Origin of the sequence: Paraburkholderia sp. SIMBA_027, assembly GCF_046535315.1 — a bacterium.
GTDB lineage: Bacteria > Pseudomonadota > Gammaproteobacteria > Burkholderiales > Burkholderiaceae > Paraburkholderia > Paraburkholderia tropica.
Map to the genome: position 1 here is coordinate 72,763 of NZ_JAWRWY010000011.1, position 17,471 is coordinate 90,233.

Here is a 17,471-nt window from a genome sequence, read left to right on the forward strand (position 1 = left end):
TCCCGATCGGGTTTCGATTCGTCGCGGTGCCATGCATTCAATACGCGTTGCTGTTGACGAGGCCCTTCACCACCGTCGCCATCACGATGCGCATGTCGAGCGCGAACGACCAGTTGCGCAGGTAATAGAGATCGTGCTCCACGCGCTTTTCCATCTTCTCGATGCGATCGGTTTCACCGCGATAGCCATTCACCTGCGCCCAGCCGGTAATGCCGGGCTTGATGCGATAACGGTGGATATAGTCGGTCACGACGTCCTGATAGAACTCGTCGTGTTCGAGCGCGTGCGGACGCGGACCCACCACCGACATTTCGCCGCGCAGCACGTTGATGAATTGCGGCAGTTCGTCGAGACTCGTGCGCCGCAAGAATGCGCCGACGCGCGTGATACGCGAATCGCCGCGCGTCGCCTGCGTGACCACGCCATGCTGTTCGGCATGCACGCGCATGGAGCGGAACTTGTAGATCCGGAACGCGTGGCCGTCAGCGCCCTTGCGGTATTGACGGAAGAACACCGGGCCGCGCGACGAGAGCTTCACCGCCACGGCAATCGCGATCAGCAGCGGCGACAACGCAAGCAACGCGGCCGCGGCAAACAGGCGGTCGAAGATGTCCTTCTTCACCATCGCATGTGGCGGCAGCGGCGACGCGATCAAATTGATGGCGGGTTCGCCGATCAGATCGGTCATACCGCCGTCGAATAGCGCGACGCTCTGCATGTCGGGAATAAAACGGATATTGACCAGCTCGTTGCGGAATTCGCGCACGAAATGCTGGATCGTCTGACTCTCCGAAAGCGCCAGCGCCAGCCAGATCTCGCGCACCTTATTACCGCGCACGCGCGCGACGAAGCGCTCGAATTCGCTCTCGCCATTCGCGTCGCGGCGCTCCATCGCGGCGGGATCGAACATCGCCGTCACGCGAAAGCCGCTTGCGGGCGATGTCTGCACTTTGCGCACGAGTTCGCGGCCGCGCTCGCCGTGTCCGACGATCGCCACATCGCGCAGATTCATGCCCGCATGACGCACGCGGCGCATCACGCCATGCACGACGAGACGCGAAACAATCAGCGCGCCGCCCGAGATCGCCGTCCAATACACGAACCACAGGCGCGAGACCAGATCGGTACGATGCAGCGTAAACATCAACACGAGACCGCAGACCTGCACCACGATCCACGCGAGCGCCGTCTTGCCGACAAGCGCCGGCAAGGAACGGCCGCGCCACGATTCGTAGAGCCCGAACACCGGAAACGCGGCGAGCGCAAAGGCAATTGCAAAGGCGATGAACGCGCTGTTCATCGGATTGACGACAGCGTCCTGATAGCGGATCTGCGAAGCCAGCAGCGCGCCCGACCCGATGAGCGCGGCGTCAAGCAGCCGCGCAAGCAGTCCTTGTATTCCTGGCATTATCCGACTCCCGTGCGTGAGGTCTGCGGCGAGGGCACGCAGCCCATCGATTCGCATTCCTGCCTGAATGGCGAGCGGCGCGCCCGTGTTCTGGCGCATCGCGTCATCGCGGGCTTCGGCTGCTTTGGCTGGCGCCATCGCCTTGTCGACGCCCGGTGCGACCCGGGCCAGCCTCCGCTCGTTGCAATGCATCATAGACAGGCGGCCCGCAGCGGCTTCGCGCCTGACCGATCCGGCCAACATGTTGGCGGGATCGGGTCAGGCGGCCGCGCGCAATCAGCCAGGCAGCGACAAGACGGCGAATCCGCCGCCGCGCGATATCAACGCGAATGCGAAGGCCGATGAAGCGCAGATTGAATTGGCGCTATCGAGAAGGAAATTGGCGCGTACGGAATGGCCGATGCGAATCCACCGTGCGAAAACCGGCAGAAGCGATTGAAAAACAGAATAGAGAGAATGACGCGAAGAATGACGAGAATACAGCGCACGTTCGTGCGGGAATCGCGAAGGGAATATTCAGGCGGAAAAAATCGGTAATTCGAACTCAATCAAGCGGGATAGCAGAATGACGGCGCGGCGATTTTTACCGAAACGCCAAGATGGCCGAAATGACCGAAACGTCACATCATTCTGTTGCTCGGCACGTACGCGTGCGCAAAGCCCTGGCTTTCCCAGGCGTAGAGCGAACCGAGCGATTCGATGCCGCGAAACGGCTTTTCGATGCTGGTGCTCGCGCCGTGTTTCAACCCGGAATCGATCACGTCATGCGAGGTGCCCGGGGCCACGCACAGCACTACGGGCACGGCCGATTCGGACTGCGCGAGCTGATACAACGTCTCGTAGCGGCAGCAGTCCGGGTTGATCCAGTCGATCAGGCAGACGTCGACCGAGACCTCCGCCAGCAGGCTCCGGAACGCTTCGTCGTTCGATGCGGCGAAACAGACGTGCCCCGACAACGCACAGGTTTCGAGGACGCGGTCGAGCTCTGCCAGATCGGGTTCCAGAAGGGCAAATTTCATGTGAGTGGGAGCACCTGCAACGACGCCATTAACCAGGGTTTGGGCACCACTGGATTCAACCGTTCGCATAACCCGCGCGACGAGCAACGTGGTGACGTTCCAAAAAGTCTACGCGAAGTTTTCGGAAAAAGTGTCAGAAAAGGTTAATACCTGGGAGATATCCTGGCATCGCGAAGAATGATTAAACTTTTCTTTGCCTCTGCCGATAATTCAGAGGATGAATCCAGCCCGATTCCAATCGGCGCGTCATCGAATCAGCGGGTCGGTTTTATGCAATTCGCACATTTTCGGGCGTGCCCGCTCAGGGTATTTGAAAGTCCGTGGTGAGCGCTACGAAAACTTTCACTGCGCGTCGTTTCGCCTCGCAGGCGACAGTCGACTTGAATGGCGCACGATGGCCGCGCCCCCGCATCCATCAACAACGCACGAGCCCGCACTCACACTGAGACGCACGGTATAGCGCAAAGCAATGGGCGTTATATCGTTGCGCGGTTCGCGCGCTTCCACGCGACGTCATCGCGCGCGGACACGCACGCGCAAGCACCCGACAGCAGACACGCATCGTCGACGGACGCGCACAGCCTTGCGCATGACCGTGCAGTAAACTGGCTGCCTCATTCTCCCGGGAAACTACATCGTGCCTCTCACCGCGCATCAGCCGAGCCGTGGCGGCAGCGCCGTCGCTTTCGCCGCGCGCAGCGCGGGTAAAGCCATCGGCGTCGTCGTATTCAATGGATTTTCCTTGCCGGAAATGGCGCGGCTCGTGGAAGCGTTCCAGCTGGCCAACACGATGTCCGCACCGCACGCGGACGCCGGCCTGCAAAGCGCGCCGTGGCGCGTCACGCTGCTCTCGCCTTCGGGCGGCCGCATCGCCAGCGACTCGTCGGCCTTCGTGTGGACCGAGGGATTCGACGAGCACGTGCCGTCGTCGCCATTCGACACGCTGTTTCTCGTCGAAGGTTCCGGCTTGTCTGCCGCGTTGCGCGATCGGCGCGTCACGCACTGGTTCACGCGTGCGGAGTCGAACGGCGAGCGGCTGATCGCATCGGCGCGGAGTTTGCGATGGCTACGCGCACCGAGCCGGCGTGCCGCCGCGTTCGAGGACGCGCACACGATTCATCACGACGCAATGCGCCACGCGAGCCGCGTCAGCGAAACACGCTTCGCCGCCGCGCTGCAATTGATCGAAGCCGACCAGGGCGCGGCCATCGCGCAACGCGTGCAAAGGCAAATCGCGCATCGCACCGAATCGCCCTTCCCCGTGAGCGCCGACGCTATCGCGAAGCGCGGTCCGAGCGAGCAGATTCAAGCCGCGATGCACTGGCTCGAAGCGCACTGGAACGAATCCGTGGCGATGCATGAAGCCGCCGACGCGGCCGCGATGAGCGAACGCAATTTTCTGCGCCGCTTCAAGATTGAAACCGGACAAACGCCCAACGCGTTTTTGCAGCGGCTGCGTTTCGACGCGATCTGTCGACTGCTTGTGCAAACCGATCTGCCCGTCGAGCACATCGCGCGCCGCTGCGGCATCGGCAATGGCGTGCGGCTTGCGCGTCTGCTGCGCAGTCGGCTCGGCGTCACGCCTGCTGAATATCGGCGCGCGCCCGTGCTTTGAAACCTGAAATCCGGATTGAAACCTGAATCCTGCGTGCCGCCGCGCGAATCGCGCACGCGGCGTGTGAAGACATCACGCGCACGCCCGCAATTCAAAGAGCGTGATCGATCTGTTCAACGTAATCGGCGTGATTCGCATTCACGCGGTCGTGCGGCGCATGTTGGTGCGATATTCCGTGGGCGTGGTCGAGAGATGCTTGCGGAACAGCTTCGCCAGCCAGCCGCCGCTGCCGAGACCGCATCGCCGCGCAACCTTGTCGACGGGCAGATCGGTGTCGACGAGCAAACGGCAACACATGTCGATCCGTACATAGAGCAGATAGTCCGACGGCGTCACGCCCATTTCGATCTTGAAGCGGCGCAGAAAATTGCGTTCGCTCATCGCGGCAATCTGCGCCGCGTCGTCGATCGTGATGGGGCGGTCGCCATTCGCCTCAAGCCATTTCGCCGACGCCTGAATGCGTTCGCTGACGAAGCCCGACACGTTCTCGCGTATCGTCGCGGTAAATGACGTCTGCTGCTGCGTCATGACGCGGCCCACGGCCTCGCGTGCGAAATCGCCGCCGAAATCCTGCTCGATCAGCGCAAGCGCCTTGCGCACCGGCGCGGTCGCGACCGCCGCAAACCCGCCTTCGGCCGAACGATGCGGCTCGCCTGCGCCGCGCAGGAACGCGTCCCAGCCATGCGTCGAACGCTCGACACCGGCGGCGTCGAGCAAGAGCCGCCCGTCGCCGATCGGCACCACGGCTTCGCTGCGCGAGCCCTCGCGTTGCAGCCAGCGGATCAGCCGCTCGTCGCGCAATGCATGACGCGCACCGGCGCCGCCCGCAACGAAGAGCGTATGGAAGCCGTCCGAGAAGCGGCGGTTTTCGACACTTTCAGTCCACACGAACACGGACGAAGAACTGTCGATGCGTCCGCCTGCGATGGACAGCAGGGTCACGTCGTAGCGGAGCTTGCCGCTCATGGCCGGCTCCGATTGCGATAACGCATTCGCCGACTGGAACATCTCCAGAACCGTTGCCGCTTCGGGCAACGCAAAGCCACTAAAAAGGAGCAGGCCAATGCGTCTCGCCGCATCCAGATGCGGTAAGACGCGCAACTCCGCGACGTTATTTCTTTGACTACGTGTCCCACACTCCATCGGTTACCCCGCTAATCAATTGTCATATCAGCTTGCGTCGAGCTGACTTAATCGACTGATCTGATCGTACAGTATGTGGGTACACGTTTAAACACCGACTGGCGGAAATCGCCAACATGTTGGCGGCAAATGGCATTCGGCAAAAATCGGGAAAACGTTTGCCTCCCTTTTCAATATTGCCGATAAGACCTGGCATAAGAAAACCGGTTGAAATCCGCCAGATTCCGCTGCCGAAGCAGCGCGGATCGCACCATCGAGTCAGCCATGAAATCCTTGTTTTCATTGATGTTTCATGCCCTGCCCGAGGCTTAGCCGAGTGCGTCGCCGCGCGCATTACCCTGCAATTCGGGCTTCTACTTATGCGCGATGAATCGGCAATTCACATTTATGCAATTTTGCACCAAAGTCGCGCGACCTTTGGCGGATCTATATAGAGAGTGAATATCCGATTCGGTGAATTATGTTGATTGCCGAACAGATTCAGTTCGCGCCCTGCACGACAGGAATGCATTCGGTGGCTTTCGGCATGCGCGAGCGCGCGCGCAAGCGATACTCCGCCGGCGTGCACGCAAAACGTTTTACGAATACGCGCGCCATGGTTTCTCCGCCGCGCCAGCCGCAGCGCCTCGCGATACCGTCGAGCGAAAGGTCGGTCGAGACGAGCAGCGTCGAGGTCAATTCAAGCCGCGCGCGCAACAGGAATTTCAGCGGCGTGAGTCCGGTTTCCACCTTGAAGCAGCGCAGGAAATTCCGCTCGCTCATCGCCGCCATGCGCGCGACGTCGGACACCTGCACGGCATGCGTGCAATTCGCCTCGAACCACTGCACGGCCGCGCGCACGCGTTGCGTCGACGAGGCGGCGCTGCCCTTCACGAATACCGAGTTCAGCGCGCTCGCACCCGCCGACGACAATCGGCTCGCCACCTCGTGCGCGACGAGCACGCCAAGATCGCGCTTCACGCGCGCGAGCGCGGTGGTGGTGGGCGTGGCCCAGTCCGACGCGTCGGCAGCCGCGCGCACGGTCGCCTGGCCGCATCCGCCATCGCGCCAGCCGCGTGCGCGCGCGGCGTCGAGCACCTCGCGCCCTTCGGCGAACGCTTCGACCATCGGGCAGCCGGGCAGCGTGGCCGCGAGCCAGCGCAACAGGCGCGGCTGCGCCGCCGCAAGGCGCGCGCCTTCGCCATCGCCGATGAACAGCACGTCAAAGCGCGTCGCGCGATGCATCTCGCACGCATGCGTCCACACATCGAGCGACGACGACGAACGAATCTGCCCACCGTCGAGCGATAAAAAGCGCACGTCGTAAAACGTCGCGCCATTCGAGCGCGCCGCGTGTGCTTCATTGGCGAAGCGGAACAAATCGGAAATCACGCTCATCATCAAGAAGCTGAAGCCTTCGAACAGCACCACGCCGATGGTGCGGCCGGCGGCTTCCACCTCGGCATTCACGGCTCGATCGTCTTTCTGCGTCATTGAACTCTGCATGGATGAATTCGCCTCCCGTCGCGTCGCATCATAGTGTTGTCGCGGCGCGCGCTTGCGGGCCCTGTCGGTTTTCAACATCAGCTCGGCGGATTCGCCCATGTGCGCGAATCCGCCCAGGATGGGTTGCAATCGGCCACGCCCGCGCCCTTTCGATTCGCGCTGACTAAGATGCACCGGCAATGATGTACCGGCAATCGGACTCACGGCCGGACCAACACACAGAGACATCGCGACGATGGCGGGAGGATGGCTGAACATGGCGGATGCGGGGCTGCAACAACTTTCGCCCGATGCAACGCCCCGAGCGAATGCCGGGCGTCATCGCGCGAAAAAAATCGGCATCGTGGTTTGCGACGGTTTTGCGCTGTTGCCGGTCGGCGCGGTCGTCGAGATCCTGCATCTCGCGAACCGGGTGCGGGCCGGCGGCGCCACGGCGGAGTTGCCTTATGACGTGCGCCTGCTTTCCGTGCACGGCGGCGTCGTGCGCAGCGCGTCGTCGATCGGGCTGCAGACCGCGCGCGCGGAACCGCCCGCTCACGCCGAGGCCTTCCATGCCGTGTTCGTCGCGACCGGCGACCCCGCGCGCGAAGACGCCGCGCAGGAACCGGCGAGCGCGGCGCTGAACCGCTTCGTCGGACTGGCCGACAAGGTTTTCGCCATCGCCGACGGTGAAGCACACGACAAAGCACACGACAGAGCGCACGAAGAAGCGGCGCGCCCCGCGTGGCTGCGCGCGCAGGTGGCGCGCACGATGGCGGAACACGACGGCATCGAGCGCAGCGGCGCGGCCATGAGCCCGGTCGAACTCGCGCTCGCGCTGGTCGAAGCCGACCTCGGCGCGGCCATCGCGCAGGACATCGGCCGCCGCGCAAGCCAGCCGCTGCGCTGGCAGTTCTGCTCGCTCGCGGGCAAACGCTCGGTGGCGGCGCTCAGTCAGCAGATCCAGCGTGCGGCGCACTGGCTGGAGACCAACGCCACGCGCGACATCAGCACGGACGACGCGGCAAAATTCGCCTCGATGAGCAACCGCAATTTCCAGCGCCGTTTCAAGGCGGAAACCGGCGTGACGCCGTCCGACTATCTTCAGCAGACACGCATCGAACTGTGCTGCAAAATGCTCGCCGACACGCGCCTGCCCGTCGATAAAATCGCGCGCCGTTGCGGCCTGCGCGGCGGCGCGCAGCTGTCCAAACTGCTGCGACGGCGCTTGAACACCACGCCCACCGATTACCGCGCGCAAATGCAGGCCTCGCACAAGGGCTGATCGCGTCGCCTGCTTTGCGCCCACGTGCGCCCGAGTGCGCGCGATTGTCGTGATCGGCCAAACCGGGTGCGATTTAGCCAATCGGGCGCGTGCGTCATATTGGATTGCTAAATTGATTGCTGATCGCAACGATGCCTGTGAAGCCGGTCAGTACCAGAAAGCGCGGGAAATGTGGGCTGGCGCTCATAACGGCCCATCGGCATCGCGAACTGCACGGCGCACTGTTGCACTGTCGCGCCATCCTGGCGCTGAACCTCAACTGGAACGTGAACCTGCCATGCGTGCATCTGACGTCGATTCGCGATTGCCCGTCCAGGCTTCGAATGCGCTCGACAATATCGAACGTTGTTGCACGCGGCTGTTCGAGCGCTGGTGCGAAAGCCGCCGCGTCGTTCCGCTCGCCTATTTGATGCACGCGTGGCCGATGGCCGATCCGGGCGCGCATCGCGCCAAACGGCTCTCGGGCGCGCTGCGCGATCTGCTGCGCTTTCACGCCGACACGCTCGATTCCGGCGACCGCCGACTGATTCGCTATGCGCTCGCGGCGGCGGATATGGCGACACTGATTTAGGACGCGCGGCAGTTCAGGCAAGGCGTCGGCCAATGGGTATCAGCCGGACAAAGCGTGTCCGGAAGGAGCGCAATTCGCGGCGGCAATTTCGTCATTTCATTTCTGGAATTGTGTGGCAATCCGGACACGCGTTGTCCGATTTGCGCTGCAAACTGCACTCTCCAAGGCAATCGGGACTCACCACATCATGATGAAGCACAGTCAAACCGGCGGACGAAACGTGAATCGTCGCGATGCCGCGCTGCCCGATTCCGCGCGCCCGCTTGCGCATGCGCCGCTGCGCATTTCCATCCGCTTATGGGGCTACGATGCCGCCGTCGCGCAGACGTGGCTCGACGCGCTGCCCACGCTCGACGGCCTGATCGGGTGGAGCATCGCGCTCGCGCCGGACAGCCCCGGTGCGCACATGGTCGTGCATATGATCAAGCCTTCGCAGATGCCCGGCGCCACGTTCTGCTGGAATTGCATGGGCGCGAATCGCGCGATTGCGCGCATGGATCCGGCCGACGGCGCGGCCATCGCGCTGTTCGCCGGTCACGCGAAGGCCTTGCCGCCGACGCGCGACGGCTTGTGGATGACGTCCGGCGCGCTGCCGCCGCGCGCTGCGCTGTTCCGGCTCGCGCATCTGATCGGCGCGGCGGCGATGCCCACGTCGTCGGGTGATTTTGCACTGCGCTACCACGTGCTCGAAATGATCGGCGGCGAACTCGACGCAGCGTGAGCCAGGGGCGCTCGCCCCGCTCGATTGCGCCTTTGGCGCAGCGCTAAAACGCCTGCGCGGACCGCGCGCGTCCGGTCCGCGTGCCGCGCTTCGCTCTCTGCATCACTCACTCGCTTCACTCTTTCGGGAAGTCAGATCGTGTATTGTCCTGCGCATCCGTTCGCCACGCCGCACGCCATCCGGAAAAAGCCGATCGGCATCGTGCTGTTCAATGGCTTTGCGCTGTCCGAGTTGTCGCGACTCGTCGACGCGTTCCAGCCCGCCGATGCGGACAACACGCCTGCCGTTCCCGGCAACGCCGCGCCTTGCGACGTGGTGCTGTTCTCCGCCGCGGGCGGCCGGATTGCGAGCGCGAATTCGGTCTTCGTCTGGACCGAGCGTATCGAAGCGATGCCGTCGCAAGGCGATTTCCACGCGTTCTTCGTGCTGAGCGGCAGCGGGCTTGCGGCCGCGCTCAAAGATACGCGTCTCGTCGCCTGGCTCCGGCGCGCGGAGTCGAGCGGCGAACGCGTGATCGCGACCGCATCGACGCGGCAACACCTGCGCGCGGCGGGCGTGACGACACACGATGCGACTCACGCTGCGCACGATCTGATCGCTGCGGCACGCAGCATGATCGACGACGAACGCAGCGACACGCACACGACGCGCGCCAATGATTCGGATACCTATGCAAACAGACCGCTATCCGATCTGCCTGCTTTCAACTCGTTCGCAAACGACAGGATCAACGCCTCGATCCGCTGGCTCGAAGCGCACGTCGACAAACCGATGAGCATTCGCGACGCCGCGCAGGCCGCCGCCATGAGCGAGCGCAATTATCTGCGCCGCTTCAAGGCCGCGACGGGCTTCACGCCCTCGGAATACGTGCTGAATCTGCGTATCAAGGCGATCTGCCAGTTGCTGGTGGAAACCGATCTGCCCGTCGAGAAAATCGCGCGCCGCTGCGGCATCGGCAGCGGCGCGGGATTGTCCAAACTCTTCCGCCATCACTTTCAGCTGACGCCGACCGACTACCGCCGCCAGTTCGCCGCGGAACGCGAGCGGCGCATGCGCGAAACCGCCCCGACCGACCGCACGCCGCTTCAGCAGATCCGTGTCATGACGCCCGCGCTCGCGCGCAGCGAGCTTCAATTCGCCCTGTAATCGCACGCGTGCGGCGGCGCGCGGCGTTCAACGGCCCTGAAACAGATCGACGTTCGCGTCGTAAGCCGCTTGCTGACGCACGAACGCGTCGTCGAGGTGATCGCGCAGCGCGCGTTCCGCCGCGTCGGGATCGTGGCGCTCAAGCGCTTCGAGAATCGCCTGATGCTGCTGAAGCGTGACATCGGCGACCACGGGATCGCGCACGGTCACGTGACGCACGCGGTCGATCGGCGCGCGCGCGAATTCCACCAGTTGCTGCACGCGCGGCAGCCGCGCGGCCGCGCAAACGGTCGCATGAAACGCGTTGTCGCAACTGATCGCGGCCACCGCGTTATCGCGCGCAATCGCGCGGCGGTGCGCTTCCTGAATGTCGTGCAGCTGTTCAAGCTCGCGCGCCGTGATGATCTCGGCGGCGCGGCGGATGCTCGCTGTCTCCAGCACTTTGCGGATCAGCGCGCTCTCCGCGAACTGCTCGCGCTTCACGGGCGCGACGAAGGTGCCCGACTGCGCCGCGATGCGCACCAGTTCCTCGCGCGACAATTGCAGCAGCGCCTCGCGCACGGGCGTGCGCGAAATGCCGAGCGCGTCGGCCAGCGCGCGCTCGAAGATCACGTCGTCGGGTTGCAGCGTCATCGTCACGATGGCGTCGCGCAGCAACTGGTAAAGCTGCGTGGATAGCGCGTTCGCGCGGTCCAGCTGGAAATCGGCCTGAAGGAGCCGGGCGACGAACGCCTCCGGTTCGTTGCGGTTTTCTGTCATATCTCGGATGGGTTGCGCTGGGCGTTCCGCCATGCGGGCCGGAACCATCCCGTCAGTATATTAGTGTCCCAATTCTTTAGGCTCCGCCCGACGGGCGCTCCAGGGATTTCCCTCGGTCGCGCCCGCTTTCGTTGTGATCGCGGCCAGGTTCTTCTATCATCGAAGAACTAATATATTAATTCACTAGTGCACTGAGCGCGGCCAGGAATCCGCGTCGATCCCCACAGGAGACACCATGCAACTGGAAGACACCGCCACGGCGGGAGGAGACCGCAGCGCGCGCGCCGCGGCCATGGCAGACAGCCGGGCCGCCGCGCCCACCACCGTTCGCTGGCGCATTTTCTGGATCTTGCTGTTGCTGTCGTCGATCAACTACATCGACCGCGCCTCGCTTTCCGTGGCGCTGCCGCTCATTTCGACCGAATTCAACCTCACGCCTGCGCTCGAAGGCGTGCTGCTGAGCGCGTTCTTCTGGACCTACGCGCTGATGCAGATCCCGAGCGGCCTGCTGGTCGACCGCTTCAAGGCGCGCAATCTCGTCGGCATGGCGACGGTCGCGTGGGGCGCGTGCCAGGCGGTCGCCGCCGGCTGCTTCCACTGGATTCCGCTGCTGCTCACGCGGCTCGGCCTCGGCGTGGCGGAATCGCCGATCATGCCCGCGGGCGCCAAGCTGGCCGGTTCGTGGCTCACGCCGTCCGAACGCGGCCGTGGCGCGGCGCTGCTCGACGGCGGCGCGCCGCTCGGCTCCGCGTTCGGCGCGATCATCATCACCGGGCTGATCGCGTGGCTCGGCTCGTGGCGCCTCGCCTTCGTGGTGGCCGGCGTGGGCACGGTGATCGTGGGCGTGATCGCGTGGTGGTACATCCGCAATCATCCGTCCGAGCATCCGGGCGTGAATGCCGCCGAACTCGCGCACGTCGAAGGCGCGCGCCGCCCGTCACAGCGTCACACGGGCGCACGCACGGGCGCACACGCGCCGCGCGAGCGTCTGCCGCTGCGCGCCGTGCTGGCCGACCGTTCGGTGCTCTGCATGTTCGCGAGCTGGGCCTGCTACAACAGCGTGTTCTACGGCCTGATGACGTGGATGCCCAGCTATCTGCACAAGGCGCACGGCTTCGATCTCAAGCAGATGGGCGGCGCGACCTTCGTGATCTTCCTGTGCGGCTTCATCGGCGAACTGTTCGGCGGCTGGCTCGCCGACACGTGGCGCGCCAAGGGCGGCGAGCCGAACCGCGTGATGAAGTCGATGTTCGGCTTCGCGGGCCTCGCCTCGGCCGCCGCGATTCTCGCCGTGAGCTACGCCACCGGCCTCGTCAGCGTGGTCGTGCTGCTCTCCATCGCGCTGTTCTTCATCCGCTGGTGCGGGATGTTCTGGGGCGTGCCGGCCACGCTCGGCGGCCAGTCGCGCGCCGGCCTGCTCGCGGGCGCGATGAACTTCTCCGGCAACATCGTCGGCGTGGTGGTGCCGATCCTGATCGGCATCATCGTGCAGACCACCGGCACCTATTTTCTCGCGCTGATGTTCTTCGTCGCCGCCGCGTTCGGCCTCGCCGTCTGCGCGAGTCTCATCGACTATCGCGACCGCGGCCTCGACTGAGCACGCGGCGCACTCACTCACCTTGCGACCATGTCCACACTCACTTCCGCCATGCCGCCGACGCACGCTTCCCAACCCGCCGCCGCGCGCGTGATCCGCCTGCATCCCGCCGACGATGTCGTCGTCGCGCTCGAACAACTGATCGGCGGCATGCCCGTCGAAGCCGACGGCGTGCGCGTCAGCGGCCTGATTCCGCCGGGCCACAAGGTCGCCACGCGCGCGATCGCGGCCGGCGCGCCCGTGCATCGTTACGGTCAGATCATTGGCTTCGCGCGTCAGGCGATCGCGCCCGGCGAACATGTGCATACGCACAATCTCGACATGGGCGAGTTCGCGCGCGACTACGCGTTCAGCGAAGGCGCGCGCGCGACAGCATTCGTCGCCGATAGCGAACGCGCGAGCTTCGACGGCATCGTGCGCGCCGACGGGCGAGTCGCCACGCGCAACTACATCGGCATTCTGACTTCCGTGAACTGCTCGGCGACGGTCGCGCGCGCCATCGCCGATCATTTCCGCCGCGACATTCATCCGGAAGCGCTCGCCGCTTTCCCGAACGTGGACGGCGTGGTGGCGCTCACGCACGGCGTGGGCTGCGCCGTCGACACCGAAGGCGAAGCGCTCAAGCTGCTGCAACGCACGCTGGGCGGCTACGCGTGCCACCCGAATTTCGCGGGCGTGCTGGTGATCGGCCTTGGCTGCGAGACGAACCAGATTCCGCGTCTGCTCGAAACGCAGGGCCTCAAGGAACACGCGGGCCTGCGCACCTTCACGATTCAGGACAGCGGCGGCACGGCGAAAACCATCGCCAGGGGCATCGAGATCGTCAAGGAAATGCTGGGCGCGGCGAATCACGTGCAGCGTCAGCGCGTGAGCGCGAGCCATCTGACCGTGGGCCTGCAATGCGGCGGCTCGGACGGCTATTCGGGCATCACCGCGAACCCGGTGCTCGGCGCGGCCGTCGACCGGCTGGTGCGCCATGGCGGCACCGCGATCCTCTCCGAAACGCCCGAGATCTACGGCGCGGAACATCTGCTCACGCGCCGCGCGATCACGCGCGAAGTCGGCGACAAACTGGTCGCGCGCATCCGCTGGTGGGAAGACTATTGCGCGCGCCACAACGCGTCGATGAACAACAATCCCTCGGCGGGCAACAAGGCGGGCGGCCTCACGACCGTGCTCGAAAAATCGCTCGGCGGCATCGCCAAAGCGGGCAGCACGAATCTCGTCGACGTCTACGAATACGCGCAGCCGGTGCTCGCGAAAGGCCTCGTCTTCATGGACACGCCCGGCTACGACCCGATCTCGGCGACGGGTCAGGTTGCGGGCGGCGCGAACCTGATCTGCTTCACGACGGGACGCGGTTCGGCCTATGGCTGCGCGCCCTCGCCTTCGCTGAAGCTCGCCACGAATAGCGCGCTCTGGAAGCGTCAATCCGACGACATCGACCTGAATTGCGGCGGCGTGGTGGACGGCCACGACGACATCGACACGCTCGGCGAAACGCTCTTTCGCATGATGCTCGACGCCGCTTCGGGCAAGCGCACGCGCAGCGAACTGCATGGCTACGGTCAGAACGAATTCGTGCCCTGGCAGATCGGTGCGATTACCTGAAACGCCCGCACTCCCAATCCATGCCTGACTGCCTCAATCACCGATGACCATGACATCCCCTACTCCTTATCGCGGCGTTTTCCCGGTCATGCCGACCATCTTCACGGAGAACGGCGATCTCGACCTCGACGGCCAGCGCCGCTGCACCGACTTCATGATCGACGCGGGCTCGAACGGCCTGTGCATCCTCGCGAACTTCTCCGAGCAGTTTTCGCTGACCGACGCCGAACGCGAAACCGTCATGCGCTGCGTGCTCGAACACGTCGCGGGCCGCGTGCCCGTGATCGTCACGACCTCGCATTTCAGCGCGCGCGTGTGCGCCGAACGCAGCCGCACCGCGCAGGATGCGGGCGCCGCGATGGTGATGGTCATGCCGCCGTATCACGGCGCGACGCTGCGCGCGAGCGAGGCCGCGATCTACGGCTTCTTCCGCGCGGTCTCCGAGGCCGTCACGATCCCGGTGATGATCCAGGATGCGCCGATGAGCGGCACCACGCTCTCCGTGCCGTTTCTCGCGCGCCTCGCGCACGAACTGGAGCACGTGAGCTACTTCAAGATCGAAGTGCCGCAGGCGGCGTCGAAACTGCGCGAGCTGATCCGCGTGGGCGGCGACGCAATCGTCGGTCCGTGGGACGGCGAAGAAGCGATCACGCTGATCGCCGACCTCGAAGCGGGCGCGACCGGCGCAATGACGGGCGGCGGCTATCCCGACGGCATCCGCCAGATCGTGGACGCGTGGGCCGCCGGTCAGATCGAGGCCGCCGAGGACGCGTATGAGCGCTGGCTACCGCTCATCAATCACGAGAATCGCCAGGGCGGCATCGCGACCGCGAAGGTGCTGATGAAGGCCGGCGGCGTGATCGCCTCGGACGCCGTGCGCGCGCCGCTGCCGGGCGTGGCCGAGGCCACGCGCGCGAGTCTGCTGCGCGTCGCGAAGCGGCTCGATCCGCTGGTGCTGCGCTGGGGTAAGTAAGTCTGCAACAAGTCCTCGATAAGTCCTCGACAAGTCCGCAACAAGCTCGCATCGACACAATAAAAAAGGCGCCACGTATGTCAACGCGGCGCCTTTTTCACATCGGCTCAAGCTTACTTCTTGTCGACCACCGCCACGGCTTCGTCCACCGTATACAGCTTGTCGCTCACGCCGCCCGGCTTCAGTTTGGCAAGCTCCGCATCGAGCGTCTCGCGCGTCACGCTCACGAGCGGCACCTGAATGTCCTTCGGCATCTTCTTGCCCGCGAGCGCCTGCTGCGCGACCCAGAACGCCGCCGTCACCGCGCCCGGCGGATTCGACACCGAGGTCGTTTCATAGCCCGCACCCGCCTGGTTCTTCCACCAGTTGAGTTCGTCGTAACGATTGCCGAGCACGATGATCGGCGTCGGGCGGCCCGCGGCCTTGAATGCCTGCGCGGTGCCGAAACCATCGTCGCCCTGGGTCGTCACGCCGTCGATCTTCGGCAGCGTCGGCAGCACGCCCGCCACGGCCTTTTGCGCGACCGTCTGCGTCCAGTTGCCGTTGACGCTCGCGACGATCTTCATGCCCGGATACTTCTTCAGTTCGTCGACGATGCCCTGGTGAATCGCTTCGTCGACCGACACGCCCGCCAGACCACGCACTTCGAGCAGCGTGCCCTTGCCGTTCAGACGCTTCGCGAGATAGTCGACCTGATTCGCGCCCCACGCATGGAAGTCGAACGACACGCGATACGCGCACGGCTCGGTCACGATGCCGTCGTACGAGACCACGACGATGCCCGCCGCGCAGGCCTGCTTGATGACGCCGTTGAGCGCCGTGGGCGAGGCCGCATCGACGACGATCGCGCTATAGCCTTGCAGGATCAGGTTCTGGATCTGCTGCGCCTGTTCCGTCACCTGGTTTTCGGCCGTCGTGAAGGTGGGCGCCGCCGCGACGCGCTTTTGCGCGACCGCTTCGTTCGTCACCGTCTGCCAGTCCTTGATCATGGTCTGCCGCCACGCGTTGCCCGCGTAGTTGTTCGACAGCGCGATCTTCTTCGTCGCGGTGCTGGTCTGCGAGACCTGCGCGTGCGCGCCCGTCGTCGCGAACGCGAGGCTCATCAGCGCGACCGCGCTGGCAATGTAGCTCAATTTACGCATCGAATTTCATCTCCTCTTAAGGGTTCTTGTCTTGCGGGATGCAGCGATGTCGATTCAGCGCGCGCCGCGCACGCCAACCGGCAGCGAATAGACCGAGGTCGTCGCCGTGATGAACAGACAGTTGCGATTGAGGCCGCCGAACGTGAGATTCGCGACCGCTTCGGGAATCAGGATCTTGCCGAGCAGCGTGCCGTCCGGCGCATAGCAGTGCACGCCATCGGCGGCGCTGGTCCAGACGTTGCCGTGTTCGTCGACGCGCAGGCCGTCCGGAATGCCCTGCTCCATCGTCACGAAAATGCGGCTGTTCATGAGCCGTCCGTCGCGCACGTCGAACGCGCGAATATGGCGCGGACCGTTCTCGACATGCGACGCGCCCGAGTCGGCGATATAGAGCGTCGATTCGTCGGGCGAGAACGCGAGACCGTTCGGCTTGACGAAGTCGTCGGCGACGCGGCGCGGTTCCGGCGCGCCGCGCACGAACGCATACACGTGGCAGCCGCCGATCTCGCTCTCGGCGCGAAAGCCTTCGTAGTCGCTGAGAATGCCGTAGTCGGGATCGGTGAACCAGATCGTGCCTTGCGAATCGACCACGAGATCGTTCGGCGAATTCAGGCGCTTGCCGTCGTAATGCGAGGCCAGCACGGTTACGCTGCCGTCGTGTTCGGTGCGCGAAATACAGCGCCGTCCGTGTTCGCAGCTCACGAGCCGCCCTTCGCCGTCGCGCGTGTTGCCGTTGCTGAAATTCGCGTTCGCGCGGAACACGCCCACGCCCATGCCGGGCGCCCAGCGCATCATGCGGTTGTTCGGAATGTCGCTCCAGACGAGCATATCGCTCGCGGGAAAATACACCGGCCCTTCGGTCCACAGGCAGTCGCCCGCGATCTTCTGCAACAGCGCGTTAGGCTGGATCAGCCGCCGAAAACGCGGATCGTGGACTTCGTGGTCGTGCGCGTTCATGGTGTCTCCTTGTTATTCGATGAAGATGGCGGGCGCAAGCGCAGCGGCGCAGGCGCATCC

At 64.5% G+C, this 17,471-nt stretch carries 16 protein-coding genes; 9 read left to right on the forward strand and 7 right to left on the reverse strand.

Going from position 1 to position 17,471, the window contains the following annotated elements; genetic code table 11:
• Positions 1 to 37 precede the first annotated feature (37 nt).
• Complete coding sequence (locus SB764_RS21330) at positions 38 to 1,408, reverse strand: undecaprenyl-phosphate glucose phosphotransferase (protein ID WP_124261622.1); 1,371 nt, start codon at positions 1,406 to 1,408, stop codon at positions 38 to 40.
• Positions 1,409 to 1,493: 85 nt separating this feature from the next.
• On the opposite strand from SB764_RS21330, the gene SB764_RS21335 reads away from it, so the two are divergent.
• Complete coding sequence (locus SB764_RS21335; RefSeq protein WP_124263295.1) at positions 1,494 to 1,847, forward strand: hypothetical protein; 354 nt, start codon at positions 1,494 to 1,496, stop codon at positions 1,845 to 1,847.
• 181 nt (positions 1,848 to 2,028) lie between these two features.
• Here the strand turns inward: SB764_RS21335 and SB764_RS21340 are convergent, their stop codons facing one another.
• The gene (locus tag SB764_RS21340; RefSeq protein ID WP_065057868.1) at positions 2,029 to 2,427 is read right to left on the reverse strand and encodes a response regulator; all 399 of its coding nucleotides are present in this window, start codon (positions 2,425 to 2,427) and stop codon (positions 2,029 to 2,031) included.
• Between the two features lie 637 nt (positions 2,428 to 3,064).
• Between SB764_RS21340 and SB764_RS21345 the strand changes: the two genes are divergently transcribed.
• Complete coding sequence (locus SB764_RS21345; RefSeq protein ID WP_082991680.1) at positions 3,065 to 4,042, forward strand: helix-turn-helix domain-containing protein; 978 nt, start codon at positions 3,065 to 3,067, stop codon at positions 4,040 to 4,042.
• 138 nt (positions 4,043 to 4,180) lie between these two features.
• Here SB764_RS21345 and SB764_RS21350 read toward each other — a convergent pair whose 3' ends face one another.
• Positions 4,181 to 5,008, reverse strand: a complete 828-nt coding sequence (locus SB764_RS21350) for a helix-turn-helix domain-containing protein (protein ID WP_231957419.1) — start codon at positions 5,006 to 5,008, stop codon at positions 4,181 to 4,183.
• Positions 5,009 to 5,665: 657 nt separating this feature from the next.
• Positions 5,666 to 6,658, reverse strand: a complete 993-nt coding sequence (locus SB764_RS21355) for a helix-turn-helix domain-containing protein (RefSeq protein ID WP_065057865.1) — start codon at positions 6,656 to 6,658, stop codon at positions 5,666 to 5,668.
• 268 nt (positions 6,659 to 6,926) lie between these two features.
• On the opposite strand from SB764_RS21355, the gene SB764_RS21360 reads away from it, so the two are divergent.
• The 4 genes from SB764_RS21360 (at position 6,927) to SB764_RS21375 (ending at position 10,372) form a co-directional block, all read left to right on the forward strand.
• Positions 6,927 to 7,934, forward strand: a complete 1,008-nt coding sequence (locus SB764_RS21360) for a GlxA family transcriptional regulator (protein ID WP_321891142.1) — start codon at positions 6,927 to 6,929, stop codon at positions 7,932 to 7,934.
• Positions 7,935 to 7,983: 49 nt separating this feature from the next.
• Complete coding sequence (locus SB764_RS21365; protein ID WP_321901011.1) at positions 7,984 to 8,505, forward strand: hypothetical protein; 522 nt, start codon at positions 7,984 to 7,986, stop codon at positions 8,503 to 8,505.
• 220 nt (positions 8,506 to 8,725) lie between these two features.
• On the forward strand, positions 8,726 to 9,226 hold the full coding sequence (locus tag SB764_RS21370) for a hypothetical protein (protein WP_321942031.1): 501 nt from the start codon (positions 8,726 to 8,728) through the stop codon (positions 9,224 to 9,226).
• 138 nt (positions 9,227 to 9,364) lie between these two features.
• Positions 9,365 to 10,372 carry a helix-turn-helix domain-containing protein gene (locus SB764_RS21375; RefSeq protein WP_110326481.1) on the forward strand — a complete coding sequence of 336 codons (1,008 nt, stop codon included), beginning with the start codon at positions 9,365 to 9,367 and terminating at the stop codon, positions 10,370 to 10,372.
• Between the two features lie 27 nt (positions 10,373 to 10,399).
• On the opposite strand, the gene SB764_RS21380 is transcribed toward SB764_RS21375, so the two are convergent.
• The gene (locus SB764_RS21380; RefSeq protein WP_080180332.1) at positions 10,400 to 11,131 is read right to left on the reverse strand and encodes a GntR family transcriptional regulator; all 732 of its coding nucleotides are present in this window, start codon (positions 11,129 to 11,131) and stop codon (positions 10,400 to 10,402) included.
• 235 nt (positions 11,132 to 11,366) lie between these two features.
• On the opposite strand from SB764_RS21380, the gene SB764_RS21385 reads away from it, so the two are divergent.
• Genes SB764_RS21385 through SB764_RS21395 form a run of 3 tightly spaced genes read left to right on the forward strand, consistent with a single transcriptional unit; the run spans position 11,367 to position 15,312 of the window.
• Positions 11,367 to 12,728, forward strand: coding sequence for an MFS transporter (locus SB764_RS21385; protein WP_410864793.1), 1,362 nt, complete (start codon positions 11,367 to 11,369; stop codon positions 12,726 to 12,728).
• A 30-nt stretch (positions 12,729 to 12,758) separates the two neighbouring features.
• Positions 12,759 to 14,339, forward strand: coding sequence for a UxaA family hydrolase (locus SB764_RS21390; RefSeq protein WP_373681582.1), 1,581 nt, complete (start codon positions 12,759 to 12,761; stop codon positions 14,337 to 14,339).
• A 43-nt stretch (positions 14,340 to 14,382) separates the two neighbouring features.
• Positions 14,383 to 15,312 carry a dihydrodipicolinate synthase family protein gene (locus SB764_RS21395; protein ID WP_410864795.1) on the forward strand — a complete coding sequence of 310 codons (930 nt, stop codon included), beginning with the start codon at positions 14,383 to 14,385 and terminating at the stop codon, positions 15,310 to 15,312.
• A 113-nt stretch (positions 15,313 to 15,425) separates the two neighbouring features.
• On the opposite strand, the gene SB764_RS21400 is transcribed toward SB764_RS21395, so the two are convergent.
• Complete coding sequence (locus tag SB764_RS21400) at positions 15,426 to 16,454, reverse strand: ABC transporter substrate-binding protein (protein ID WP_321905241.1); 1,029 nt, start codon at positions 16,452 to 16,454, stop codon at positions 15,426 to 15,428.
• Between the two features lie 54 nt (positions 16,455 to 16,508).
• On the reverse strand, positions 16,509 to 17,411 hold the full coding sequence (locus SB764_RS21405) for an SMP-30/gluconolactonase/LRE family protein (RefSeq protein WP_065057857.1): 903 nt from the start codon (positions 17,409 to 17,411) through the stop codon (positions 16,509 to 16,511).
• Between the last annotated feature and the right edge of the window lie 60 nt (positions 17,412 to 17,471).

Coding starts and splice junctions, on each gene's coding strand:
- SB764_RS21330 (WP_124261622.1), bottom strand. CDS start 1,408: ATGCCAGGAATACAAGGACTGCTTGCGCGGCTGCTTGACGCCGCGCTC.
- SB764_RS21340 (WP_065057868.1), bottom strand. CDS start 2,427: ATGAAATTTGCCCTTCTGGAACCCGATCTGGCAGAGCTCGACCGCGTC.
- SB764_RS21350 (WP_231957419.1), bottom strand. CDS start 5,008: ATGAGCGGCAAGCTCCGCTACGACGTGACCCTGCTGTCCATCGCAGGC.
- SB764_RS21355 (WP_065057865.1), bottom strand. CDS start 6,658: ATGACGCAGAAAGACGATCGAGCCGTGAATGCCGAGGTGGAAGCCGCC.
- SB764_RS21360 (WP_321891142.1), top strand. CDS start 6,927: ATGGCGGATGCGGGGCTGCAACAACTTTCGCCCGATGCAACGCCCCGA.
- SB764_RS21380 (WP_080180332.1), bottom strand. CDS start 11,131: ATGACAGAAAACCGCAACGAACCGGAGGCGTTCGTCGCCCGGCTCCTT.
- SB764_RS21385 (WP_410864793.1), top strand. CDS start 11,367: ATGCAACTGGAAGACACCGCCACGGCGGGAGGAGACCGCAGCGCGCGC.
- SB764_RS21390 (WP_373681582.1), top strand. CDS start 12,759: ATGTCCACACTCACTTCCGCCATGCCGCCGACGCACGCTTCCCAACCC.
- SB764_RS21395 (WP_410864795.1), top strand. CDS start 14,383: ATGACCATGACATCCCCTACTCCTTATCGCGGCGTTTTCCCGGTCATG.
- SB764_RS21400 (WP_321905241.1), bottom strand. CDS start 16,454: ATGCGTAAATTGAGCTACATTGCCAGCGCGGTCGCGCTGATGAGCCTC.
- SB764_RS21405 (WP_065057857.1), bottom strand. CDS start 17,411: ATGAACGCGCACGACCACGAAGTCCACGATCCGCGTTTTCGGCGGCTG.